The organism is Sphaerisporangium sp. NPDC005288 (assembly GCF_040607475.1).
Classification (GTDB): domain Bacteria; phylum Actinomycetota; class Actinomycetes; order Streptosporangiales; family Streptosporangiaceae; genus Sphaerisporangium; species Sphaerisporangium rhizosphaerae.
In genome coordinates, this window is record NZ_JBEXGT010000018.1 from 110,792 (window position 1) to 130,317 (window position 19,526).

At 73.0% G+C, this 19,526-nt stretch carries 18 protein-coding genes and 1 tRNA gene; 9 read left to right on the forward strand and 10 right to left on the reverse strand.

Translation table 11 applies throughout. The annotated features are described in order from the left end of the window. The first annotated feature begins 146 nt into the window (after positions 1 to 146). From ABZU32_RS18740 to ABZU32_RS18750, 3 genes are read left to right on the forward strand one after another with little or no spacing between them, the layout of a single operon-like run. Positions 147 to 1,196, forward strand: a complete 1,050-nt coding sequence (locus tag ABZU32_RS18740) for an iron chelate uptake ABC transporter family permease subunit (RefSeq protein ID WP_354923746.1) — start codon at positions 147 to 149, stop codon at positions 1,194 to 1,196. A gap of 2 nt (positions 1,197 to 1,198) precedes the next feature. Continuing rightward, positions 1,199 to 2,284, forward strand: coding sequence for an iron chelate uptake ABC transporter family permease subunit (locus ABZU32_RS18745; protein WP_354923747.1), 1,086 nt, complete (start codon positions 1,199 to 1,201; stop codon positions 2,282 to 2,284). 4 nt (positions 2,285 to 2,288) lie between these two features. Beyond that, on the forward strand, positions 2,289 to 3,113 hold the full coding sequence (locus tag ABZU32_RS18750; RefSeq protein WP_354923749.1) for an ABC transporter ATP-binding protein: 825 nt from the start codon (positions 2,289 to 2,291) through the stop codon (positions 3,111 to 3,113). A gap of 10 nt (positions 3,114 to 3,123) precedes the next feature. On the opposite strand, the gene ABZU32_RS18755 is transcribed toward ABZU32_RS18750, so the two are convergent. Then, positions 3,124 to 4,071, reverse strand: coding sequence for a methionyl-tRNA formyltransferase (locus tag ABZU32_RS18755; protein ID WP_354923751.1), 948 nt, complete (start codon positions 4,069 to 4,071; stop codon positions 3,124 to 3,126). 77 nt (positions 4,072 to 4,148) lie between these two features. Next, entirely contained in the window at positions 4,149 to 5,210 is a 1,062-nt protein-coding gene (locus ABZU32_RS18760) for a siderophore-interacting protein (protein WP_354923752.1), read from the reverse strand. Positions 5,211 to 5,453: 243 nt separating this feature from the next. Here ABZU32_RS18760 and ABZU32_RS18765 point away from each other — a divergent pair, with 243 nt between their 5' ends. Next, positions 5,454 to 6,119, forward strand: a complete 666-nt coding sequence (locus tag ABZU32_RS18765; RefSeq protein ID WP_354923754.1) for a helix-turn-helix domain-containing protein — start codon at positions 5,454 to 5,456, stop codon at positions 6,117 to 6,119. Positions 6,120 to 6,372: 253 nt separating this feature from the next. After that, positions 6,373 to 8,019: an FAD-dependent monooxygenase gene (locus ABZU32_RS18770; protein WP_354923756.1), complete on the forward strand. Its 1,647-nt coding sequence runs from the start codon at positions 6,373 to 6,375 to the stop codon at positions 8,017 to 8,019. A 72-nt stretch (positions 8,020 to 8,091) separates the two neighbouring features. Here the strand turns inward: ABZU32_RS18770 and ABZU32_RS18775 are convergent, their stop codons facing one another. Continuing rightward, positions 8,092 to 9,048 (reverse strand): helix-turn-helix transcriptional regulator, encoded by a 957-nt coding sequence (locus tag ABZU32_RS18775; RefSeq protein WP_354923757.1) that lies wholly within the window; start codon positions 9,046 to 9,048, stop codon positions 8,092 to 8,094. Positions 9,049 to 9,343: 295 nt separating this feature from the next. Here ABZU32_RS18775 and ABZU32_RS18780 point away from each other — a divergent pair, with 295 nt between their 5' ends. Further along, positions 9,344 to 9,652, forward strand: coding sequence for a hypothetical protein (locus tag ABZU32_RS18780; protein ID WP_354847677.1), 309 nt, complete (start codon positions 9,344 to 9,346; stop codon positions 9,650 to 9,652). A 91-nt stretch (positions 9,653 to 9,743) separates the two neighbouring features. Here ABZU32_RS18780 and ABZU32_RS18785 read toward each other — a convergent pair whose 3' ends face one another. Beyond that, a complete protein-coding gene (locus ABZU32_RS18785) occupies positions 9,744 to 10,223 on the reverse strand; it encodes a DoxX family protein (RefSeq protein ID WP_354923758.1) in 480 nt (159 codons plus the stop codon). 528 nt (positions 10,224 to 10,751) lie between these two features. Further along, complete coding sequence (locus ABZU32_RS18790; protein WP_354923760.1) at positions 10,752 to 11,597, reverse strand: cellulose binding domain-containing protein; 846 nt, start codon at positions 11,595 to 11,597, stop codon at positions 10,752 to 10,754. Positions 11,598 to 11,900: 303 nt separating this feature from the next. Here ABZU32_RS18790 and ABZU32_RS18795 point away from each other — a divergent pair, with 303 nt between their 5' ends. Beyond that, a complete protein-coding gene (locus ABZU32_RS18795; protein ID WP_354923762.1) occupies positions 11,901 to 13,160 on the forward strand; it encodes a PHB depolymerase family esterase in 1,260 nt (419 codons plus the stop codon). A gap of 45 nt (positions 13,161 to 13,205) precedes the next feature. Here the strand turns inward: ABZU32_RS18795 and ABZU32_RS18800 are convergent, their stop codons facing one another. Together ABZU32_RS18800 and ABZU32_RS18805 are read right to left on the reverse strand one after the other, a co-directional pair. After that, positions 13,206 to 14,156, reverse strand: a complete 951-nt coding sequence (locus ABZU32_RS18800; protein WP_354923764.1) for a hypothetical protein — start codon at positions 14,154 to 14,156, stop codon at positions 13,206 to 13,208. A gap of 261 nt (positions 14,157 to 14,417) precedes the next feature. Further along, positions 14,418 to 14,492: transfer RNA gene (locus ABZU32_RS18805), tRNA-Val, on the reverse strand. 445 nt (positions 14,493 to 14,937) lie between these two features. Between ABZU32_RS18805 and ABZU32_RS18810 the strand changes: the two genes are divergently transcribed. Further along, positions 14,938 to 15,351: an SsgA family sporulation/cell division regulator gene (locus ABZU32_RS18810; protein ID WP_248960202.1), complete on the forward strand. Its 414-nt coding sequence runs from the start codon at positions 14,938 to 14,940 to the stop codon at positions 15,349 to 15,351. Positions 15,352 to 15,391: 40 nt separating this feature from the next. Here ABZU32_RS18810 and ABZU32_RS18815 read toward each other — a convergent pair whose 3' ends face one another. Next, the gene (locus tag ABZU32_RS18815; protein WP_354847663.1) at positions 15,392 to 16,024 is read right to left on the reverse strand and encodes a DUF305 domain-containing protein; all 633 of its coding nucleotides are present in this window, start codon (positions 16,022 to 16,024) and stop codon (positions 15,392 to 15,394) included. Between the two features lie 116 nt (positions 16,025 to 16,140). Between ABZU32_RS18815 and ABZU32_RS18820 the strand changes: the two genes are divergently transcribed. After that, positions 16,141 to 17,559, forward strand: coding sequence for a hypothetical protein (locus ABZU32_RS18820; protein WP_354923766.1), 1,419 nt, complete (start codon positions 16,141 to 16,143; stop codon positions 17,557 to 17,559). Positions 17,560 to 17,649: 90 nt separating this feature from the next. Here the strand turns inward: ABZU32_RS18820 and ABZU32_RS18825 are convergent, their stop codons facing one another. Further along, complete coding sequence (locus tag ABZU32_RS18825; protein WP_354847658.1) at positions 17,650 to 18,480, reverse strand: aminotransferase class IV; 831 nt, start codon at positions 18,478 to 18,480, stop codon at positions 17,650 to 17,652. Between the two features lie 25 nt (positions 18,481 to 18,505). Further along, complete coding sequence (locus tag ABZU32_RS18830) at positions 18,506 to 19,492, reverse strand: chorismate-binding protein (RefSeq protein ID WP_354847655.1); 987 nt, start codon at positions 19,490 to 19,492, stop codon at positions 18,506 to 18,508. Positions 19,493 to 19,526: the final 34 nt, after the last annotated feature.

Sequence of the window (19,526 nt, forward strand, 5' to 3'; positions counted from 1 at the left end):
TGACCGAGCCTCCAAAACCGGACGAAAACCGCCAAAGCGACCTCAAGCGAGCTTCATACTAAGGTAAGCATTACCTAAGTTGATAGATCAGCGCCAGAGGAAACCGCCCAACTCTGGGGCTACAGTTAAGGCGTGCCTTACCTAAGTTGGGGAAGACGGAACGTGAGAGCGGCCCGGTGACGCGCCGGTGGCGTCCCGCCGTCCTGGTGGCGCTGCTCGGCGCGGTCCTGGTCGCGCTCTGCCTGCTCTCGATCGCGCTGGGCGCCCGCGCCCTCCCCCTCGACCAGGTCGTCCGGACGCTGCTCGGGCACGCGCCCGACCAGACGGCCGGCAACGTCGTCTGGTCGGTGCGCGTCCCCCGCACCGCGCTGGGCTTGGCGGCGGGCGCGGCCCTCGGGCTGTCCGGCGCGCTCATGCAGGCCCTGACGCGCAACCCGCTCGCCGACCCCGGCCTGCTCGGCATCAGCGCCGGCGCCGCGTTCGCGATCGTGGTGTCGGTCGCGGTGCTCGGCGTCGGGTCGCTGTACGGATACATCTGGTTCGCCTTCGCGGGCGCGCTCGCCGCGAGCGTCGTGGTGTACCTGCTCGGCGGCCTGGGACGCTCGGGCCTGACCCCGGTCAAGCTCGCCCTGTCCGGAGTCGCCGTGAGCTCGCTGCTGTTCTCGCTCACCAACGCCGTCGTCCTGACCGACCCGGACGCGCTGAACCGCTACCGCTTCTGGTCGGCCGGCTCGCTCGCCGACCAGGACGGTGACACCGTGCTGCGCATCCTGCCGTTCATCGCCCTCGGCACGGCGCTGGCGCTGGCCTGCGCGCCCGCGCTCAACAGCCTGGCACTCGGCGACGACGTGGCGGCCTCGCTGGGCAGGCGGCTCGGGCTGGTCCGGCTTCAGGGGGCGGTCGCCGTCACGCTGCTCACGGGCGCGGCGGTGGCGGTCATCGGCCCGGTGGTCTTCGTCGGGCTCGTGGTGCCGCACGCCGCCCGGATCCTCGCCCAGCACTCGGGGTTCGGCCCCGACCACCGCCTGCTGCTGCCGCTGTCGGCGGTGCTGGCGCCCTGCCTGGTGCTGGCGGCCGACATCGTCGGACGGGTCGCCGCGCGGCCCACCGAGATCCAGGCGGGCGTCCTCATCGCCTTCATCGGCGGCCCGTTCTTCATCGCCCTGGTCCGCCGGCGCCGGCTCGCGGAGGTCTGAGCATGGCCTTCCCTACCCCCGCTCCCCCGGCCGGCACCGCCGCGGTCACCTCGCGCCGCCCGTTCCGGCTGGCCGTGCCGCCCGTCTCCGGGTTCCTGCGCCCTCGCCTGGTCGCCGTGTGCGTGGCGCTCGCCGTCGTCACCTTCCTGGTCCTGTGCTGGGGCGTCTCGGTCGGCGACTACCCGATCGGCCTCACCTCGGTCGTCAGGGCGCTGGCCGGGCAGGGGGACCCCGGGACGCTGCTGGTCGTGCGCGAGCTGCGGCTGCCGCGCGCCCTGGTCGGGCTGCTGACCGGCATCGGCTTCGGCGTCTCCGGCTCGATCTTCCAGACCATGACCCGCAACCCGCTGGCCAGCCCGGACATGATCGGGCTCACCCAGGGCGCCGGCGCAGCCGTCGTCGCGGGCATCGTGCTGGGGTGGGACGGCGGGCTCGGGCCGCAGGCGCTCGGGCTGCTCGGCGCGCTGGTCACCGGCCTGCTCGTCTACCTGCTGGCGTGGAGCCGCGGCACCACCGGCTACCGGATCATCCTGGTCGGCATCGGGCTGTCGTGGATCTTCACCAGCGCCACCGACTACCTGGTCGCCAAGGGCGGCCGGTTCCAGGCGCAGGCCGCGCTCGGCTGGCTGGTGGGCAACCTCAACGGCCGCGGTTGGGACCAGGTCACCCCGCTCGCCCTGGCCATGGCGGTGCTGGTGCCGCTCGCGCTGACGCTGGGCCGCCTGAACCGGACGCTCCAGCTCGGGGACGACGTCGCCGCGGGCCTCGGCACCCCGGTGCAGCGGGTCAGGTTCACGCTGCTGCTCACCGGGGTCGGGCTGGTCGCCTTCGGCACCGCGGCGGCCGGGCCGATCGCCTTCGTGGCCCTGGCCGCGCCGCAGATCGCGCAGCGGCTCGCCGGCACCGCTTGGCCGCCGCCGGTGGCCTCGGGGCTGGCCGGGGCTCTGGTCGTGCTCTCCTCCGACCTCGCCGCGCGCGAGCTGCTCCCCGCCACGGAGCTGCCGGTCGGAATCGTCACCGGTGTGCTGGGCGCGCCGATCCTGCTCTGGCTGCTCATCCGCGCCAACCGCGCGGGCTCAGGAGGCTGAACGCATGTCGACCATCCACCCGGACCTGCGGGCGAGCGACCTGCACCTGGCCTACGACGACCGGCCGGTCGTCGAGGGCCTCGACCTGGTCGTCCCGCCGGGGCGCGTCACCGCCATCGTCGGCGCCAACGCCTGCGGCAAGTCCACGCTGCTGCGGGCGCTGGCGCGGCTGCTGGCGCCGCGCCGGGGAGCCGTCCAGCTGGACGGCCGCGCCCTGCACTCGATCCCGACCAGGGAGCTGGCGCAGCGCCTCGGCATCCTGCCGCAGTCACCGGTCGCGCCGGAGGGTCTCACGGTCATCGACCTGGTCACGCGGGGCCGCTCGCCGCACCAGACCTGGTGGCGGCAGTGGTCGGCGGCCGACGAGCAGGCCGTCCACGGCGCGCTGGCCGCCACCGGCATGACCGACCTGGCCGGGCGCGCGGTCGACGAGCTGTCCGGCGGCCAGCGCCAGCGCGCGTGGATCGCGATGGCCGTCGCGCAGGGCACCGAGGTGCTCCTGCTCGACGAGCCGACGACCTACCTGGACCTGGCGCACCAGATCGACGTCCTCGACCTGATCACCGACCTCAACCGGCGCGAGAACCGCACGATCGTGATGGTCCTGCACGACCTCAACCAGGCGTGCCGGTACGCCGACCACGTCATCGCCATGAAGTCGGGCCGTGTCGTCGCCGAGGGCGCGCCCGCCGAGGTCATCACCGCGCGGACCGTGCGGGACATCTTCGACCTGCGCTGCCAGGTCACGACGGACCCGGTCAGCGGCACCCCGTTGATCATCCCGATGAGCCGCCACCACGACACCGGGCGCGCGGAGGCGGCCCACTAGCGCGCCGCGGTCAGGGCCGGGCGGTGAGATAGCCGCCCATGGTGCGGAAGTAGTCGGTGGCCGCGTGTTCGGCGCCGTCCTCGGTGCGCAGCCGCCGCAGGACCAGGCCGTGCCGCCGCCCACCGCGCGCGTCGGCGCCGCTGACGACGACCACCCCGTCCCCCTCGCGGATGAAGACGCGGCCGGGGGTGCCGCCGTAACGCGCCTGCGACACGGCCGCCGACACGACGCGGACGCGCTCGCCGCGGTAGTAGGTGAAGGCGTTGGGATAGGGGTCCGACTGCGCTCGCACCAGCCGCTCCAGGTCCTGCGCCGGCCAGGTCCAGTCGATGCGGCCGTCCTCGATGGACCGCTTGTGGAAGAAGCTCGCCTTGGTGCGGTCCTGGGGCACCCACGTGGCCCGGCCCGAGGCGATGAGCTCCAGAGCGTCGCGTACGATGGGGCCGATCAGATCGACCGTCTTGTGGAACAGGTCGGTGGCGGTGTCGCAAGGTCCCACCGCTACGGCCCGTTGCAGCACGATGTCGCCCGCGTCGAGTTCGGCGTTCATGCGGTGGGCGGTGACGCCGACCTGCTCCTCGCCGTTGATGAGGGCCCAGATCAGCGGGGAGAAGCCCGCGTACGACGGCAGCAGCGAGTCGTGGACGTTCAGCGTGCCGTGCCGGGGAAGGTCGAACACCTCCGGCGGCAGCCACGTGCGCCAGTTGTTGGCGACGATGATGTCGGGTGCCGCGTCGCGCAGCGCCTGGAGCAGAGCGGGATCGTCGGGGCGGTTGCGCAGGAGCGCGGGGACGTCGTGCTCGGCGGCCAGCTCCGCCACCGAGTCGTCCCAGATCTTCTCGTAGGCGTGGTCGCTCTTGGGGTGGGTGACCACCAGCGCGACCTCGTGACCCGCGTCCAGCAGGGCTTGCAGGGTGCGATGGCCCCACGTCTGGTAGCCGAACATGACGACCCGCATGAACGATCCTCTCCTCAGCGATCTGGTGAATCGGCCGTCCCCACCGGCAAGGGGAGACGGCCGTCCGGGCCGGCGGTTCACTCGCCGCCGGGGCGGCCGTGGCGCCAGTAGCCCATGAAGGCGACGGTCCGGCGGTCGACGCCCAGCTCTCCGACCAGGTGGCGGCGCAGTCCCGTGACCACCCCGGCCTCGCCGGCCAGCCAGGCGTAGAAGCCGCCCTGGACGGCGGTTCCGGGGTCGGGGACCTCCCAGAGGTCGTCGTCCTCCTCCTGCTCCTGCGGCGCCGCCGCGGGTGCCCGCCGTTCCAGCGCCACCGCGGACTCTTGCGGCTCCGGCGCCGGCGCCGGCGCGGATCCCTGTTCCCGGCCGCCGGCCGCGCCGGCGACGGCCCTGGCCGGGGGCGGTGCGGCGGGCGCGAGGCGGGCCGCGGCCGCGCGGACGGCGGCGGACAGCCGCTCGCCGTGGGCGTGGCCGTGCCCGCCCGCCTCCGCGCCGCCGCGGGGCAGCCAGGTGACGCGGACGCCGGGCGGCACGAACAGGACCCGGGTGTCCGCCGGGTCGGGCACCTCGAGGATGACCTCGGCGTGCACGTGGCCGGGCAGGGACTCGGCGATGGCGGCGATGGCCGGGACGGCGGTCTCGTCGCCCGCGATCAGCAGGCGTGTCGCGTCCGGCGGCGGAGCCCATTCGCGGCCGGTGGCCGGGCCGCGATGGCGCGCGTCCGGGCCGACCACCACCAGCGGGTCGCCGGGCCGGGCCGAACAGGCCCACCGGGAGGCCGGGCCGGCGGCCCCGTGCAGCACGAAGTCGATGTCGAGCTCGCGGGCGCCGGGGCGCACCGCGCCCGCGGTGTAGGTGCGGATGGGGTTGCGGTGCTCCGGCGGCAGCATCCGCCACCGCCGGTACCAGTCGCCGCCCTCCGGCAGGTGCGGGTAGCCGCGACCCGGGATCGGGAACAGCAGGTTGATCCGCTGGTCGAGCCCGTGTCCGGCGAACAGGTCCAGGTCGTCGCCGGTGAAGGTGACGCGCGTGAAGCTCGGCCCAAGCCCGGTCACGCGGGTCACCCGCACGCGGAACACCCGGTACGCGGAGACCTCCTCGGCCTCCGGACCCGCGGTCTCCTCGGTGCCGACGGCCATGGGCTGCCTCCTTCCAGGTCGCGACTTCCGCTTTAACTTAGCTTTGCCTAACCTAAGAACTCAACCCGGAGCCACCCCGGCTTCAGCGCACGGGTCTCCGCCGGCGCCGTCGCGGCCTCCGACCGGCGCCGGGACGCGCGATTCCGGGCTGGCCGACGCTGCCGCTCGACGACCCGGCGCCCATGCAAAAATTGCGGATCCCGCATCTTTTCTGATCACGCACTTATTGCTAGAGTCGATGGCGTGGACATCGGACAGGACGGCGCGGGGCTGAGAGAACGCAAGAAGCAGCAGACCCGCATCGCCCTGAGCTGGGCGGCCATCCGGCTCACCGTCGAGCGCGGCTGGGACAACGTCCGGGTGGAGGACATCGCCGCCGAAGTCGGGGTCTCTCCGCGCACGTTCAACAACTACTTCTCCAGCAAGGCCGAGGCGATCGCCTCACGGCACCTCGACCGCGCCCGACTGATCGCGGAGGAGCTCCGCGCCCGGCCGGCGTCCGAGCCCATCTGGGAGGCCGTCGTCAACGCGGTGACGGCCCGCTTCGACATGCGGGAGGACGGCGACAGGGCGAAGGACGACACCGGCGCCCTACCGAACGTGTCCCGCGACCAGTGGGCCGCCGGGCTTCGCGTCATGCTCGCCGAACCGGCGATGCACGGCGAGTTCCTCAAGGCCGGCGCGATCGCCGAGGCCGAGTTGGCCGCGGCGGTCGCCGAGCGCACCGGCACCGACGTCGTCCGCGATCTCTACCCGCGCCTGGTGGCGGCGGCGGTCGGTGCCGCGCTCGGCGTGGTCATGGACCACTGGGTACGCACCAACGGCTCGGCCCCGCTGATGTCGCTGCTGCACGACGCTCTGGGCAGGATCTCCGCGGGCCTGCCCGATCCGAGGACTCCACCCGCCTGATCCAACAGCTTCACCCGCCTGATCCAAGAGCTCCACCCGCCTGATCCGAGAACTCCACACCCGTCAGAGCTCCACACCGCTGTCCGGTGATCCGGCCGGTGCACCGGCCTCACACCGCCGGCCGCCCCGGGCCGGCCGTCCAACGGCTGTCGCCGACGCCCCCCTTCGGCCGCGACCGCTGCCCGCACGCCCATCGACAGGCCGGCGCCGCCGGCCCTGTTCGCCATGCCATCCGAACGCGAGGAGAACCCCCATGTCCGAATCCGAGTCCCGGTCCGCGGCCGTGTCCGCCGACGTCGTCATCGCCGGGGCCGGGCCCAACGGGCTCATGCTGGCCTGCGAGCTGAGCCTGGCCGGGGTGCGGCCGCTGGTGCTGGAGCGGCTGACCGAACGCGCCCAGGAGGGCAAGGCCAACGGCCTGGTCGGCCAGGTGGTGCGCATGCTCGACCGCCGCGGCCTGTACGAGCGGCTCGGCGGCTCTCCCCCGCCGAAGCCGCAGCCGGGCTTCGTGTTCGGCGCGATGCCACTGCACCTGCACCTGCTGGCCGAGCGCGACAACCCGCTGTACATCCTGCAGGTGCCGCAACGCGAGGCCGAGCGCGTCCTGGAGGAGCGCGCCACCGAACTCGGCGTCGAGATCCGCCGGGGCCACGAGCTGACCGGGGTGTCGCAGGACGACGACGGGGTCACCGTCGAGATCTCCGGACCGGACGGCGCCTACCGCCTCACCGCGCGGTACCTGGTGGGGGCGGACGGCGGGCGCAGCGCGGTGCGCAAGCTGTCGGGCATCGGCTTCCCCGGTGTCACCAAGGACGACACCACCTCCCGCACCGCGCACGTCAGCGTCCCGGAGACCATCATCGACCGGGCCACGGGCGGGCTGGACCTTCCCGGCTACGGGGCCGTCATCCCGCCGTTCATGCACCACCGCACCGAGCGCGGGATGTTCGCGTACGCCCCGTTCCCGACCGGGACGATAATGACGACCGCCGAGTGGGAGCCGGAGGCGCGGGAGGACGCCACCGCCCCGCTCACCCTGGAGGAGCTGCGCGCGAGCCTGCGGCGCGTGCTCGGCGTGGATGTGCCGTTCGGCCCGCCGCGAGGCGAGGGACCGCACATGCTGCGCCGGCTGACCGGCGGGAACACCCGCCTGGCCGACCGCTTCCGCGACCGCCGCGTGCTGCTGGCCGGGGACGCCGCCCACGTGCACAGCGCGATCGGCGGCCCCGGCCTCAACCTCGGCCTGCAGGACACGATCAACCTGGGATGGAAACTCGCCGCCGAGATCCAGGGCTGGGCGCCGCCTGGGCTGCTGGACAGCTACGAGGCCGAGCGGCGACCGGCGGCCGAGCGGGTGATCATGCACACCCGGGCGCAGTCCGCGCTGATCGCCCCGGGCGGCGATGTCACTTCGCTTCGCGAGCTGTTCGGCGAGCTGCTGCGCGACCCGGGCGCCGTCCGGCACATCGCCGCCACGATGGCGGGTGCGGACGTCCGGTACGACATGGGCGGGGAGGGTGAGGCCCATCCGCTGGTCGGAGGATGGGCTCCGGACCTGACGCTGGACACCGGGGCGGGCCCGGTCCGGCTCGCCGAGCTCACCGCGAGCGCCCGGCCGCTGCTGCTGGACCTGACCGAGGACGGCTCACTGGCGGCGGAGCTGTCCGGCTGGCGTGACCGGGTGGACGCCGTCGCCGGCCGCCCGGCCGGCCCACCCGAGGGGGACGCGGGCGCGACCGCGCCGGTCACCGCGTTGCTGCTGCGGCCGGACTGCTACGTGGCCTGGGCCACCGGCGCCGCCCGTCCGGGCGACCAGGACCGGCGGGCGCTCAGAGCGGCGCTGTCGCGCTGGTTCGGCGCACCGGTGAACTCCGTGCGGGACGCCCCGTCCCTGCGCTGATCAGCGCGGACCGGCCCAGCGCGTGCGTGACCACCCGCCCGGCCGCCGGCCGACGCCGGCCATACGGGGTCCTCACCAGCGGGTCCGCCAGGTCGCGGAGGGCACGCCGATGTGGCCTCCCGTGGCCGGCCCGCGGGGCAGGGCCAGGGCGGCCTCGGGTTCGGGGGCCGTGCGCGGCTCCACGGAAGCGCCGCTACGGGCGATATCGCGGGCGACCAGGCCGGCGAGCAGGCTGAGGGCGTGCTCGGAGGGGCTGCCCGGTTCGGCCTGCAGGATGACCAGCTGCTGCCCGGGCGCGCTGTTGACGGAGAACGACTCGTAGGCCAGCTGGAGCTCGCCGACCTCGCGGTGGTGGAAGTGCTTCCACTCCTGGCCGGTGCTGCGCACGTCGTGGCGCGCCCACAGGCGGCGGAACTCGTCGCTGTGGGCGGACAGCTCCTCCACCAGCTTGGGCAGGAACGGGTCGTCGGGATCGGTGCCCGCGGCGGCGCGCAGCATCGCGGCCTTGTTGTAGGCGGTCTGCTCCCAGTCGAAGAAGAACTCGCGCGCCGCGGGGTCCAGGAAGGTCATCCGCATGAGGTTGTCGCGGTGGCCGAGCCCCGCGTAGAGCGCGTCGGCCATCGGGTTGGCGGCGAGGATGTCCATGTAGCGTCCGTGGACGAACGCCGGGGTGGCCTGCCAGCTGTGCAGGAGGCGCACCAGGTGCGGGCTGGCCTCCTCGTGGCGGGCGGCGGCGGCCTGGCGGCGCCGCACCCTGGGGCGCGCGAGCTCGAACAGGTGCTCGGTGGCGTCGGCGTCCAGGTCCAGGACGCGGGCGAGGGCCTCGAGCACGTGCTCGGACGGGCGGCGCTCGCGTCCCTGCTCCAGCCGGATGTAGTAGTCGGTGCTGACCCCGGCCAGCATCGCCACCTCCTCGCGGCGCAGTCCCGGAGTCCGTCGGCGGCCTACTCGCCTGATCCCGACCTCCTCGACGGCCTTGGCTTCGCGCCGGGCCCGGAGGAAGTCACCAAGGAGACGCTCACTGTCCATTTCGTCACGTTACGACACATCTACGGCTTTAGGGTGGGAGTGTTACACCCAGCTTAAATTCTCCCGGGTAGAACGCGTCCTGGCAGGTCAAGCCAGAGTGAAGCACGATGGACGCATGCCTCTCACCGTCACGGAACACAGAGCCACGGCGTCCCCTGATCGCTTCGCACCGAAGCGACGGACGAGCGCCGAGGCGCCCGTGGCCTGACCTTGTCCCCATGGGCCGTGCGTCCCTCGCCACCGGCTCGCGCCACGGCCCACCGCGTCACAACGCGTGCCGAGAGAAGAGAAGATCATGCAGATGTACCTGTACGGTTTCGCACTGAGCAACTCCGAGATGCTGCTCGCCACCTTCAGCTTCGTCCTGCTCTGCGGAGCGGTGATCGGCGGGGTCAAGGTCATACTGCACGACCCGCTCGACGACCTGCTCCCCCGCGGGCGCTCCTGCGAGGAGGACATGCTGTTCCGCAGGTTCGCCGACGGCGAGATCGACGACGACGAGTACCGCCACCACCGCGAGGCCCTGCGCGGCTCGCCAGGGGCCAGGACGCCATGCGGCGCCGGCGCCGGGAAGGTGAAGCAGTCCGCCGGCCGTCGTCCATGAGGCCGCGCCGGCCGAGAACGGGCCGGCCGGATCCCCCGGTTCCACCGGCGGTACGCGATCGCGTACCGCCGGTGGCTCATGTGCGGACCGGTCACCTCGTCCGGGGCTGGACCGCCGCGGCGGCCCCGCGGGCGAAGCCCCACCTGGCGGGGACGCCACCCGGCTCGGTGGCGCGGGAGCGCTGCAGGACGGTGTCCAGCGCCCACACACCCGGGCCCAGCACCGCGATGAGCAGGAAGGCCCAGCAGAACATCGCCGCCGCCTCACCGCCGTTGTTCAGCGGCAGCAGGGCCTGCGGCTGGTGCACCGTGAAGTAGGCGTAGGCCATGGAACCCGACGCCAGCACGGCGCTGACGCGGGTGAACAGTCCGACGAGGACGAGCGCGCCGAAGACCAGTTGGATCGCCGCGGCCCACCAGCCGGGCCAGGTGCCGAAGGGGATGGCATGGCCCGAGCCGCGGTTGCCGCCGAGGACGCCGAAGACGGACGACAGCCCATGGCACAGGAACAGCAGGCCTGTCACGAAGCGGAACAGCGAGAGCACCGGTCCGGAGAACCTGTCGACGTTCATGAGTCACCTCTTGGTCTGTGTGGCCGCCGCGCATGGCCCCGGCACGGCATGAGGCCATGCGGGACCGCGGCCGGACGGCCGGGGGTGGGAACCGTCCTCGCGGTCTGCCTCGGGACGGCTCCCGCCGCGCGCGTACGCGCACCGGGTTCCGCCCGCCCGCGAGATACGGGAAGTTCAGGGCGCAGGCGTCGGCGCCTGCCTTTCCGCTGGTCCTCGTCATCCCGTCCATGGACCTCGAGGTCGTCTCGCCCGGCGCCGTCCACATGTGGCCGGACCGGTGAGCGCCCACCCCAGAATCAAGTGCGGGCCACCCCTAGTCAACGCCCCGCGGGCTCGGGTGGACGCCCGCTCCAGGCCGCCTCAAGGCCGCTTCGAGGTCACCGGCCCTGAGCTGCGCATCTTCGCCCCACCCGGCCGGGGCGGCGCGTGACCCGTGTCACACGCCGGTGAAAGTTTCCGTTGGGATATTCCACTTGCGCGGTAAATCCGCTCCCCGGCGCGGGCGGCGAGGCCGTTCTCCGGCGCCGGTCAGGCCGGGAAGGTCACCGTGCAGGGCACGCCGTTGAGCAGGAAGCCGGTCGGCCGGTCGTTGACGCCGCTGTAGGAGGCGTTGAAGCCGAAGGAGTAGGTCTGGCCCGCGTCGATCGCCTGCTGCCAGGCCGGGGCGGTGAAGGTGACCCAGGGCGGCGCCTGGGTGGCGGTCGCGTTCCAGACGACGGTGACCGCCTGGTTCCCCGAGAAGGCCAGCCGCAGCGTCCAGTTCTTGATCGGGATGGGGCCGAGGTTGGTGACGCGCACGTTCGCCGACAGGCCGGTGCCCCAGTCGACGGCCGAGTAGGCCACCCGGCAGGCGGGGACGGGGACCGGCGTGGACGGGGTGGGCGTGGGGGTGGGGGTGGGCGTCGGCGAGGGGCTCGGGCTGGGCGGCGGCAGGCCCTGCTGGGCGCGGGCGGTGTAGAGCGCGGACGGGACGCTCTGGTTGCCCGCGGCGTCCCTGGCGATCACCCGGAAGCTGTAGAGCCGGCCCGGCACCAGGTTCGTCGCGGCGAAGTAGGGCCGGTCGGCGTTGGCGGAGGTCACCGTCACCGTGCCGATGCGGGAGAAGACGTCGCCCTGCAGCATGGAGACGTCGTAGGCGACGACCCCGACGTTGTCGGTGGAGGGCCGCCAGCAGAACGGCACCGCGCCGGTGTAGTCGGCCACGCACTCCCACAGCCCGGTCGGCTGGGACGGCGGCTCGGTGTCGGCGAGGGTCGGCGTGGGCCTCGGCGAGGGGGAGGGCGGCGGTACGGGCGCCGCCGCATGAGCGGGGGTGGCCAGCGCGGTGATCAGCGCCGCCGCCACGGCGACCGCCCAGCGTTTGCTCGAGCGCATGGGTCACCTTTCTCGGTCGGAGGTTCGCGGGTCGGCGGACCGGTGCGAGGGACCGCCGGCGGTCGCATCAACGCACCCGGGCCCGGAGGGGTCAACCCCCAGGGCGGGGGCGCGGACGGCGGCCATGCGTCCTGCGGGGAAGCCCCGCGCGCGAGGTGAAATTTTCAGCGCCGGCCGCCGCCCGGCCGTACGAGGGCCCATGACAGCACCACGGAAAGTGTGTTTCGCGGACATGTCGGAACGCGCACCGGAGATCTACCGTGCGCTGAAAGGCCGTGAGCCAGGTCACATTAGGAGCCCTCCATGGTCCCATCACCCCCCTCTCCCCCCACTCGCCGAGCCGGGCCCGCACGGGCCGCCTCCTTCCTGACGGCCGTCATCCTCGCGCTCGCCGGCCTGTTCGGCGCCACGCTGACCGCCCCGCCGGCGGGCGCCGCCTCGCTGGTCCAGGTGGGCTCGTTCGGCGCCAACCCCGGCGCCCTCGCCATGTACGCCTACCGGCCGGACGGGCTGGCGAGCGACCGTCCGCTGGTGGTGCTCCTGCACGGCTGCACCCAGAACGCGAGCGGCTACTTCGCCAACTCCGGCTGGCGCAAGTACGCCGACCAGTGGGGCTTCACGCTCGTGCTGCCGCAGACCGGCAGCGCCAACAACTCCTCCAGTTGCTTCAACTGGTTCCAGACCGGCGACACCGCCCGCGGACAGGGCGAGGCGGCCTCGATCCGCGCCATGGTGGCCTACGCGGTCGCCACCTACGGCTCCGACCCGGCCCGGGTGTACGTCAGCGGCCTGTCGGCCGGCGGCGCCATGTCGGCGGTCATGCTGGCCAACTATCCCGACGTCTTCGCCGCGGGGTCGATCGGGGCCGGGCTGGCCTACCGCTGCGCGACCAGCCTGACCGAGGCGTCCGGCTGCCAGTACGGCGCGACGTCCAAGACCCCGCAGCAGTGGGGCGCCCTGGTGCGCGGCGCCTATCCCGGCTACTCCGGGCCGTACCCGCGCGTCGCGATCTGGCAGGGCCAGTCGGACTACACCGTCACCCCGGCGAACGGCACGCAACTGCGCGACCAGTGGACCAACGTCCGTGGGGTGTCCCAGACCGCGACCTCGACGCGGTCGCTCACCGGCGGCACGACGCTGCGGGTGTACGGAGCCGACGACGTGCGGCTCTACGAGATCGCCGGGATGGGCCACGGCCTGCCGGTCGACCCCGGAAGCGCGGCCGACCAGTGCGGCGCCACGGCGGCCTACTTCCTGGACACGATCTGCTCGGCCTACCACGACGCGCTGTTCTTCCGCCTGGACGGCGGGGCCCAGCCGACCCCGACGCCGACGGTCACCCCGACGCCCACCCCGACCCCGACGCCCACTCCGACCGTGCCGGGGACGTGCGTGCGGGCGAGCAACCACGCCCACACCTCCGCGGGGCGGGCGCACCAGTCGGGCGGCTACACCTACGCCAACGGCTCCAACGACGCCATGGGCCTGTGGAACACCTTCACCGTCCACGCGCTCAGGCAGACCGGCCCGGACTACTGGGTGCTGGCCGACGGCCAGTGCTGAACCCCGGCCACCGGCGCGGGGCGCCGGCGGCCCGGCCCGAGCCCTTCAGCGGTACTCCTCCTGCTTGTCCACGATGTCGCGCGTGTCCAGGACGGCGTGGACCTCGACCGCGCCCGGCCAGGCCGAGCCGGACACCCGCCACACCTCCTCGCGCCCGTGCGGCCGGACCTGCAGGTCGCCGCCGAGGAACACGACGATGCCGGCGGCGGCGAGCGCGCCGAGCTCCACCAGCTCGGCGGCCGGCGGCCCCTCGGCGAGGAAGCGGGTGAGGCCGTCGAGCCAGGGGTCGGCGTGCCGCGTTCCGGCCAGCCCGTCCCGGGCCCGGCGGAGCGCGCGCGCCAGGGCGAGGTCGGCGCTGAAAGAGGGGTCGGCGCGCCTGGCCAGGTCGGCGCGCAGGTAGCCGCGCATCCAGCGCTGCAGCCCGGCGCGGTCGCCGAATCGGATGCCGGCGAGCGGGCGATCGAGCCGGTCCAGGTCCAGCCGGTCGGCGAAGCGCGGCACGGCGTGCCTGATCAGCGCGCGCACCGCCCTGCTCCCCCACTCCTCGGCGGCGTAGGCGGGGGCGAAGTCCTCCCAGGTCGTCCGGACCCGCCCGGGGTGGGCGGTGATCAGTTCGTGGTAGTAGGCGTAGCCGAGGTCCTTGGCCACCAGCGGCCACACCTCGCGCCGGAAGTGCGCCGGGCCGCGCGGCAGCGCCTCCGGCGCGGCGAACCGGGGCTCGGGCGCCGAAGCTCCGCTCGCCCGGTAGGCGATCGCGGCGTGGCAGGGCACCCCCCTGGCCGAGCCCAGGTAGAGCACGGGCTCGCCGCCCGACGGCAGGTAGACCACCTCCCCGCGGCGGTCGCGGGAGAATCGGCCGCCGCGCCCCTCCGTGAGCGGCGCGAGGACCCCGGCGAGCCCGGGCCCCATTCCGCGGACGAGCACGGGGAGGCCCGCGGGCGGACCCCCCGCCGTGAGATCGGGCATCGGCCGTTCGGCCACCGTCACCGCGTTCACGGTCCACCTCCAATATACCTACAAAAAAGGTAGGTAAACCATGAAGTAATGTCAACGCGAGTGACGGAACCCTTCCCGTGCGTCACCTTCCCCCGCCGCCCCGCCGCGGCACCGCGAACCGGCATCCGCTCGGCGAAGTCGGGACTTCGCGCCCCCCGGCCGCGGACAGGCCGCGGGCGACCGGGCGGCACGCGGAGGCCGGCCACGGTCGCCCGGAAGACGACGAAGGCCGCTTCCCCGAAAGGGAAGCGGCCTGTGACGTGGTGGGCGATACTGGGATCGAACCAGTGACCTCTTCGGTGTGAACGAAGCGCTCTCCCGCTGAGCTAATCGCCCTTCGCCGTGGCCTGCGCCCCGCTCGGAGTGCCTGCCAACGGGGAAAACCATACCTCACTCAGGAGGGTCCTGGCGAAGCGAGGCGAAGATCCAGTGGGGAAGGTTCCCGGGAGTCCGGCGGCGTGGCGCCCTGTTGTCATAGCATCGTCATGCCCCATACTCATCCGAATCGCACCACTTATGATCTTTACTCCGACACACCCGCAGATGCCCTGTAGGACGGTAGGACGACAGCTAAAACCCTTGCAAACACGCACCTCTAAGCGATGTTTGACCAGGTAGAGGCGCAAATGTCGGGCTGTGATATGCGTTACAGAAGGGCCCAGGAGCGGAATCTCTCCTCCAGGTCTCTTCGTTTCGCAGACACAGCTCCGAGCGAAGTCCTTCAGAGCACCGCAACCCAGGCCCCGCGCAGGGGACCCACCGACGAAAGGTTTGGCTGACGATGAACGCCACCGTCTCTGCCGAGCTAGGCCTTCGACTTGTGGTCCCCGACCGTACGACCGTCCCCCTGCTCGCCGGACTGAGCTACACCGCCGACGACCCGTACGCCATCAGGATGGCCTTCCACGTGGGGAACGACGAACCGGTCGAGTGGATCTTCGCCCGCGAGCTGCTCACCGTCGGCATCGTCAGGCGGGTGGGCGACGGAGACGTGCAGGTGTGGCCGGCCAGGGCCGACGGCGAGCGGACGCTGAACATCAGCCTCACCTCCCCCTTCGGCCAGGCCCTGTTCGAGGTGCCGCTGCCGCCGCTGACCGAGTTCCTGCACCGCACCTACGAGCTGGTGTCCGCCGGTCGCGAGACCGACTTCATGGACCTGGACGAGGAGCTGACCAACATGCTGTGGAGCTCCTGACCCGCCCAGCCGGCCCGCCCTCTCGGCCGCCCCGCCCCGCTTAGCGCATCAGCGCGCGCATCCTGCCGATCTCCACGCGCTGCCCGGACGCCATGTCCTGGGCCATCTTCCGCATGATCTGGTCGGCGCCGCCCGCCAGTTCCTCCCCCGCCATCTTGAGCGCCCCCTCGTGGTGCCTGATCATCAGGCGCAGGAACAGCGCGTCGAAGGCCGCGCCCCGCGAGGCGCGCAGCCGGTTCATCTCCCCAAGGCTCGCCATGCCGTACGCGTCGGGGCCCGGTGAGGCCCCGTGACCGTCGTGACCCTCGGCGGCCTGGCGGCCGAGCGCCCGCAGCCAGCGCGTCATCACGTCGATCTCGGGCCGCTGGCCGGCCGAGATGCGCCCGGCCAGGCGTCGTACCCCCGGCCCGGCGGCCCGTGAGGGGGCCAGGTCGGCCATCTCCAGGGCCTGGCGATGGTGCGGGACCATGCGCTCGGCGAAGCGGACGTCGGCGGCGGACGGCCCCCGGCCCGCGGTGCCGACCCGCTCGCCCGGCGCGGCGGTGCGTCCCCGGTCCCCCGGGGCGCCCGGGACGATCACCGGGGCGCCGGTCCCGGCGACGACGGGCTCGCCCGTCCGCGGGCTGCGGCTCGTGCAGGCGGTGATGGTGGAAGCCAGCCCGGATGCCAGCACAACCGTTACACAAACCCCGCACACGCGGCTCCGGATCGACATAGCTTCCATACTGCGACAGATTCCCATATGGGGTACGAGGCACGGGGGGCATTGTGGGCAGGCGGCGGATCGGCGTGTTCGCGTCCGCGGTGGGCGCGGTCCTGCTGCTCGGGGCATGCGCCGCCGATCCGGGGCAAGCGTCCCCGTCCGCCCCGGCGCCGTCCACCGGCGCCGCCGCGGCGGCCTCGCCGGGTTCCTCCGCCGCCCCCGAGGCCGAGCGGCGCAGCGCCAACGCCAGGGTCGTGGCCCGGGTCCCGCTGTCGGCGCCGTTCGACGGCCATGAGGCGTGGGGCACCGACCTGGCCTTCCAGGGCGACTACGCCTACGTCGGCAACTACGAGGGCTTCACCGTCCACGACATCAGCGACCCCACCAAGCCCAAGGTGGTGACGCGGGTGGTGTGCCCCGGCGGGCAGAACGACATCTCGGTCACCGGGAACCTGCTGTTCCTGTCGGTGGACGACCCGCGGGACGGCGACACGTGCGACAGCTCCCCCGGCGACCCGCTCGGCGGCTGGGAGGGCGTGCGGATCTTCGACATCTCCGACAAGGCCCATCCGCGCTACGTCAAGTCCCTGGCCACGGCGTGCGGCTCGCACACCCACACGCTGGTGCCCGCCAAGGACGACCCCGGCAAGGTCTACCTGTACGTGTCCTCGTTCGGGCCGGACGAGAACTCCTCGACCTGCAAGCCGCCGCACGACTCGATCGCCATCGTCGAGGTGCCGGTGGCCGCGCCCGCGCAGGCGAAGATCGTCGCCCAGCCGCTGCTGTTCACCGACGGGGGCGCCGACGACGACACCCGGCCGGGCGCGACCAGCGGCTGCCACGACATCACGGTCTACCCCGAGAAGGACCTGGCCGCGGGCGCGTGCATCGGCAACGGCATCCTGATGGACATCTCCGACCGGGTGCGGCCGAAGGTGCTCCAGCAGATCACCGACACCGAGAACTTCTCCATCTGGCACTCGGCGACCTTCAGCAACGACGGCAAGCGGGTGATCTTCTCCGACGAGCTGGGCGGCGGCGTCGCCCCGGCGTGCGACGCCAAGACCGGGCCGGACAAGGGCGCCGACGCGGTCTACGACATCACCGGCGACCGCAAGCTGGAGCGCAGGGCGTACTACAAGCTTCCCCGCTACCAGACCGCGACGGAGAACTGCGTGGCGCACAACGGCTCGCTGCTCCCCGTCCCCGGCAAGACGATCATGGTGCAGGCCTGGTACCAGGGCGGTGTGTCGGTGGTCGACTTCACCGACCCCGACCACCCCAAGGAGATCGCCTACGTCGACCCGGCGCCGCTCAGCGCCTCCGGCGACGAGCCGCAGCTCGGCGGGTCGTGGTCGGCGTACTACTACAACGGCTACATCTACTCCAGCGACATCACCAAGGGCCTGGACGTGATCGCGGTCGACGATCCGCTCACCGACCCGGCCAAGAAGGTGACGACGGCCGAGCTGAACGCCCAGACCCAGGTGGCCTACCCCGAGTGACCCCCGGCGCGCGCAGGGCCATGCCGGTCTTCTGATCACCGGGGCCGCCGCCGGCCCCGGTGATCAGAAGACGATGACGACTCGGGATGCTCAGGGGTCGATGTCGGCCGCGCTGCGCTCGGCGAACACCCGCATCGCCTTGGCGGTGATCGGGCCGGGCGCGGCGGGGAGCACGGTGTCGTCCACCAGGCGGATGGGCTGGACGTCGCGGGTGGTGGAGGTCAGGAACGCCTCCTCCGCCTCGTACAGGGCCGAGATCGGCACGTCGGTCTCCTCGCCGCCGTGCCACTCCAGCACCAGCGCGCGGGTCACGCCGGCCAGGCAGCCGGAGGCGATGGTCGGGGTGACCAGGGTGCCGTCGCGGACGATGAAGATGTTGCTGCCGGTGCCCTCGCACAGGTCGCCCGCGAGGTTGGCGAAGATGGCCTCCTGGCCGCCGCGCTCCTTGGCGTAGGCCAGCGCCTTGGCGTTGTCGCCGTAGGAGGTGCTCTTGATCCCGGCGAGCGCGCCGCGCTCGTTGCGCGGCCACGGCACCACGGTGACGGCGGCGCTCTCGGGGAACGGGGCCTGGGCGCCCACGATCACCACGGCGGTGGTGCCCTGGTTGCCGCGGTCGGAGCCGAGAGGGCCGTTGCCGCTGGTGTAGGTGATGCGGATGCGGCCGAGCGGCCACGGCGGGGCCGCGGCCAGGCAGGCGCGCACGCCGTCCGCGATCGCGTCCAGGTCGGGCTCGGGCAGGCCCAGGCGCTCGGCCGAGAGCTTCAGGCGGTCCAGGTGCCGCGTGAGCGCGAACGACCCGCCGTTCATGCACTTGATCGTCTCGAACACGCCGTCGCCGACCATCAGCCCGTGGTCGAAGACCGAGACGCTGGCCTGCGCGGGGTCGAGCAGCTCGCCGTTGACCCAGACCGGAACGTTCATCTGTCCAATCTCCATTCTTGCTTCGTCAGCCCCTCCCGGAGGCGAGCGCGACGAGACGGGAAGCCTTGAGCTCGGTCTCCCGCCACTCGCGCCGCGGATCGGAGCCCCAGGTGATGCCGGCTCCGGTGCCGAATCGGATGAGGTCGTGCTCGACCCAGAAGGTGCGGATGCCCACGGCCAGCGCGGCCCGCCGCCGGTCGGCGTCGACCCAGCCCACCGCCCCACAGTACGGCCCCCGTGGCTCAGGTTCGAGTTCATTGATGATACGAACCGCGGAGGACTTCGGGGCGCCGCTCACCGAGCCGGGCGGGAAGGTGGCGGCGAACAGCTCCGGCCACCCCTGGCCGTCGGCGAGTTCGGCCCGGACGGTGGAGACCAGGTGGACCAGCCCGGGGTGCTGCTCGATCTCGCAGAGGGCGGGGACTGTGACCGACCCCACTCGGGCGACCCGGCCGAGGTCGTTGCGCACCAGGTCGACGATCATGACGTTCTCGGCGCGGTCCTTCTCCAGCAGGTCGCCGGCGGTGACCCCTGTCCCCTTGATCGGCCGGGACTCCACCACGTCGCCGTCGCGGGACAGGTAAAGCTCGGGTGAGGCCGACACGACGGCCATCCCCGGCACGCGGACGACGGCCGCGTACGGGGCGGGGTTGCCGCGCGCCAGCCGGGCGGCCAGCACCAGCGGGTCGGATTCCGGCGGCAGCCCGGCGGTCAGCACGCGGCAGAGGTTGGCCTGGTAGACCTCGCCCTGCTCGATGTAGGCGCGGATGCGCCGCACGCCGTCCTCGTACCCCTGCCGGTCCAGCGAGGTGGTCCACGCGAGGGACGCCGGCCACGGCCCGGACGGCGGGGGCAGCGGCGCCCGCTCGACCCGGTCGAAACGCGCGCAGGTGACCTTGCCTTCGTAGGTGACCACGACGGCCCACCAGCCGGTCCCGTCCAGGACTCCGAGATCGGTGGTCACCTCGCGCAGCCCGGTGGCCAGTCGACCGCCGACGTGGGCGAAATACACGGTTTCATTCTCTCGCGCGGGCCGGGCCCCGGAC

Bases quoted from the DNA above. Each gene is read 5' to 3' on its own strand.
- ABZU32_RS18745 (WP_354923747.1), top strand. From the start codon at position 1,199: ATGGCCTTCCCTACCCCCGCTCCCCCGGCCGGCACCGCCGCGGTCACC.
- ABZU32_RS18750 (WP_354923749.1), top strand. From the start codon at position 2,289: ATGTCGACCATCCACCCGGACCTGCGGGCGAGCGACCTGCACCTGGCC.
- ABZU32_RS18755 (WP_354923751.1), bottom strand. From the start codon at position 4,071: ATGCGGGTCGTCATGTTCGGCTACCAGACGTGGGGCCATCGCACCCTG.
- ABZU32_RS18760 (WP_354923752.1), bottom strand. From the start codon at position 5,210: ATGGCCGTCGGCACCGAGGAGACCGCGGGTCCGGAGGCCGAGGAGGTC.
- ABZU32_RS18770 (WP_354923756.1), top strand. From the start codon at position 6,373: ATGTCCGAATCCGAGTCCCGGTCCGCGGCCGTGTCCGCCGACGTCGTC.
- ABZU32_RS18775 (WP_354923757.1), bottom strand. From the start codon at position 9,048: ATGGACAGTGAGCGTCTCCTTGGTGACTTCCTCCGGGCCCGGCGCGAA.
- ABZU32_RS18780 (WP_354847677.1), top strand. From the start codon at position 9,344: ATGCAGATGTACCTGTACGGTTTCGCACTGAGCAACTCCGAGATGCTG.
- ABZU32_RS18785 (WP_354923758.1), bottom strand. From the start codon at position 10,223: ATGAACGTCGACAGGTTCTCCGGACCGGTGCTCTCGCTGTTCCGCTTC.
- ABZU32_RS18790 (WP_354923760.1), bottom strand. From the start codon at position 11,597: ATGCGCTCGAGCAAACGCTGGGCGGTCGCCGTGGCGGCGGCGCTGATC.
- ABZU32_RS18795 (WP_354923762.1), top strand. From the start codon at position 11,901: ATGGTCCCATCACCCCCCTCTCCCCCCACTCGCCGAGCCGGGCCCGCA.
- ABZU32_RS18810 (WP_248960202.1), top strand. From the start codon at position 14,938: ATGAACGCCACCGTCTCTGCCGAGCTAGGCCTTCGACTTGTGGTCCCC.
- ABZU32_RS18825 (WP_354847658.1), bottom strand. From the start codon at position 18,480: ATGAACGTTCCGGTCTGGGTCAACGGCGAGCTGCTCGACCCCGCGCAG.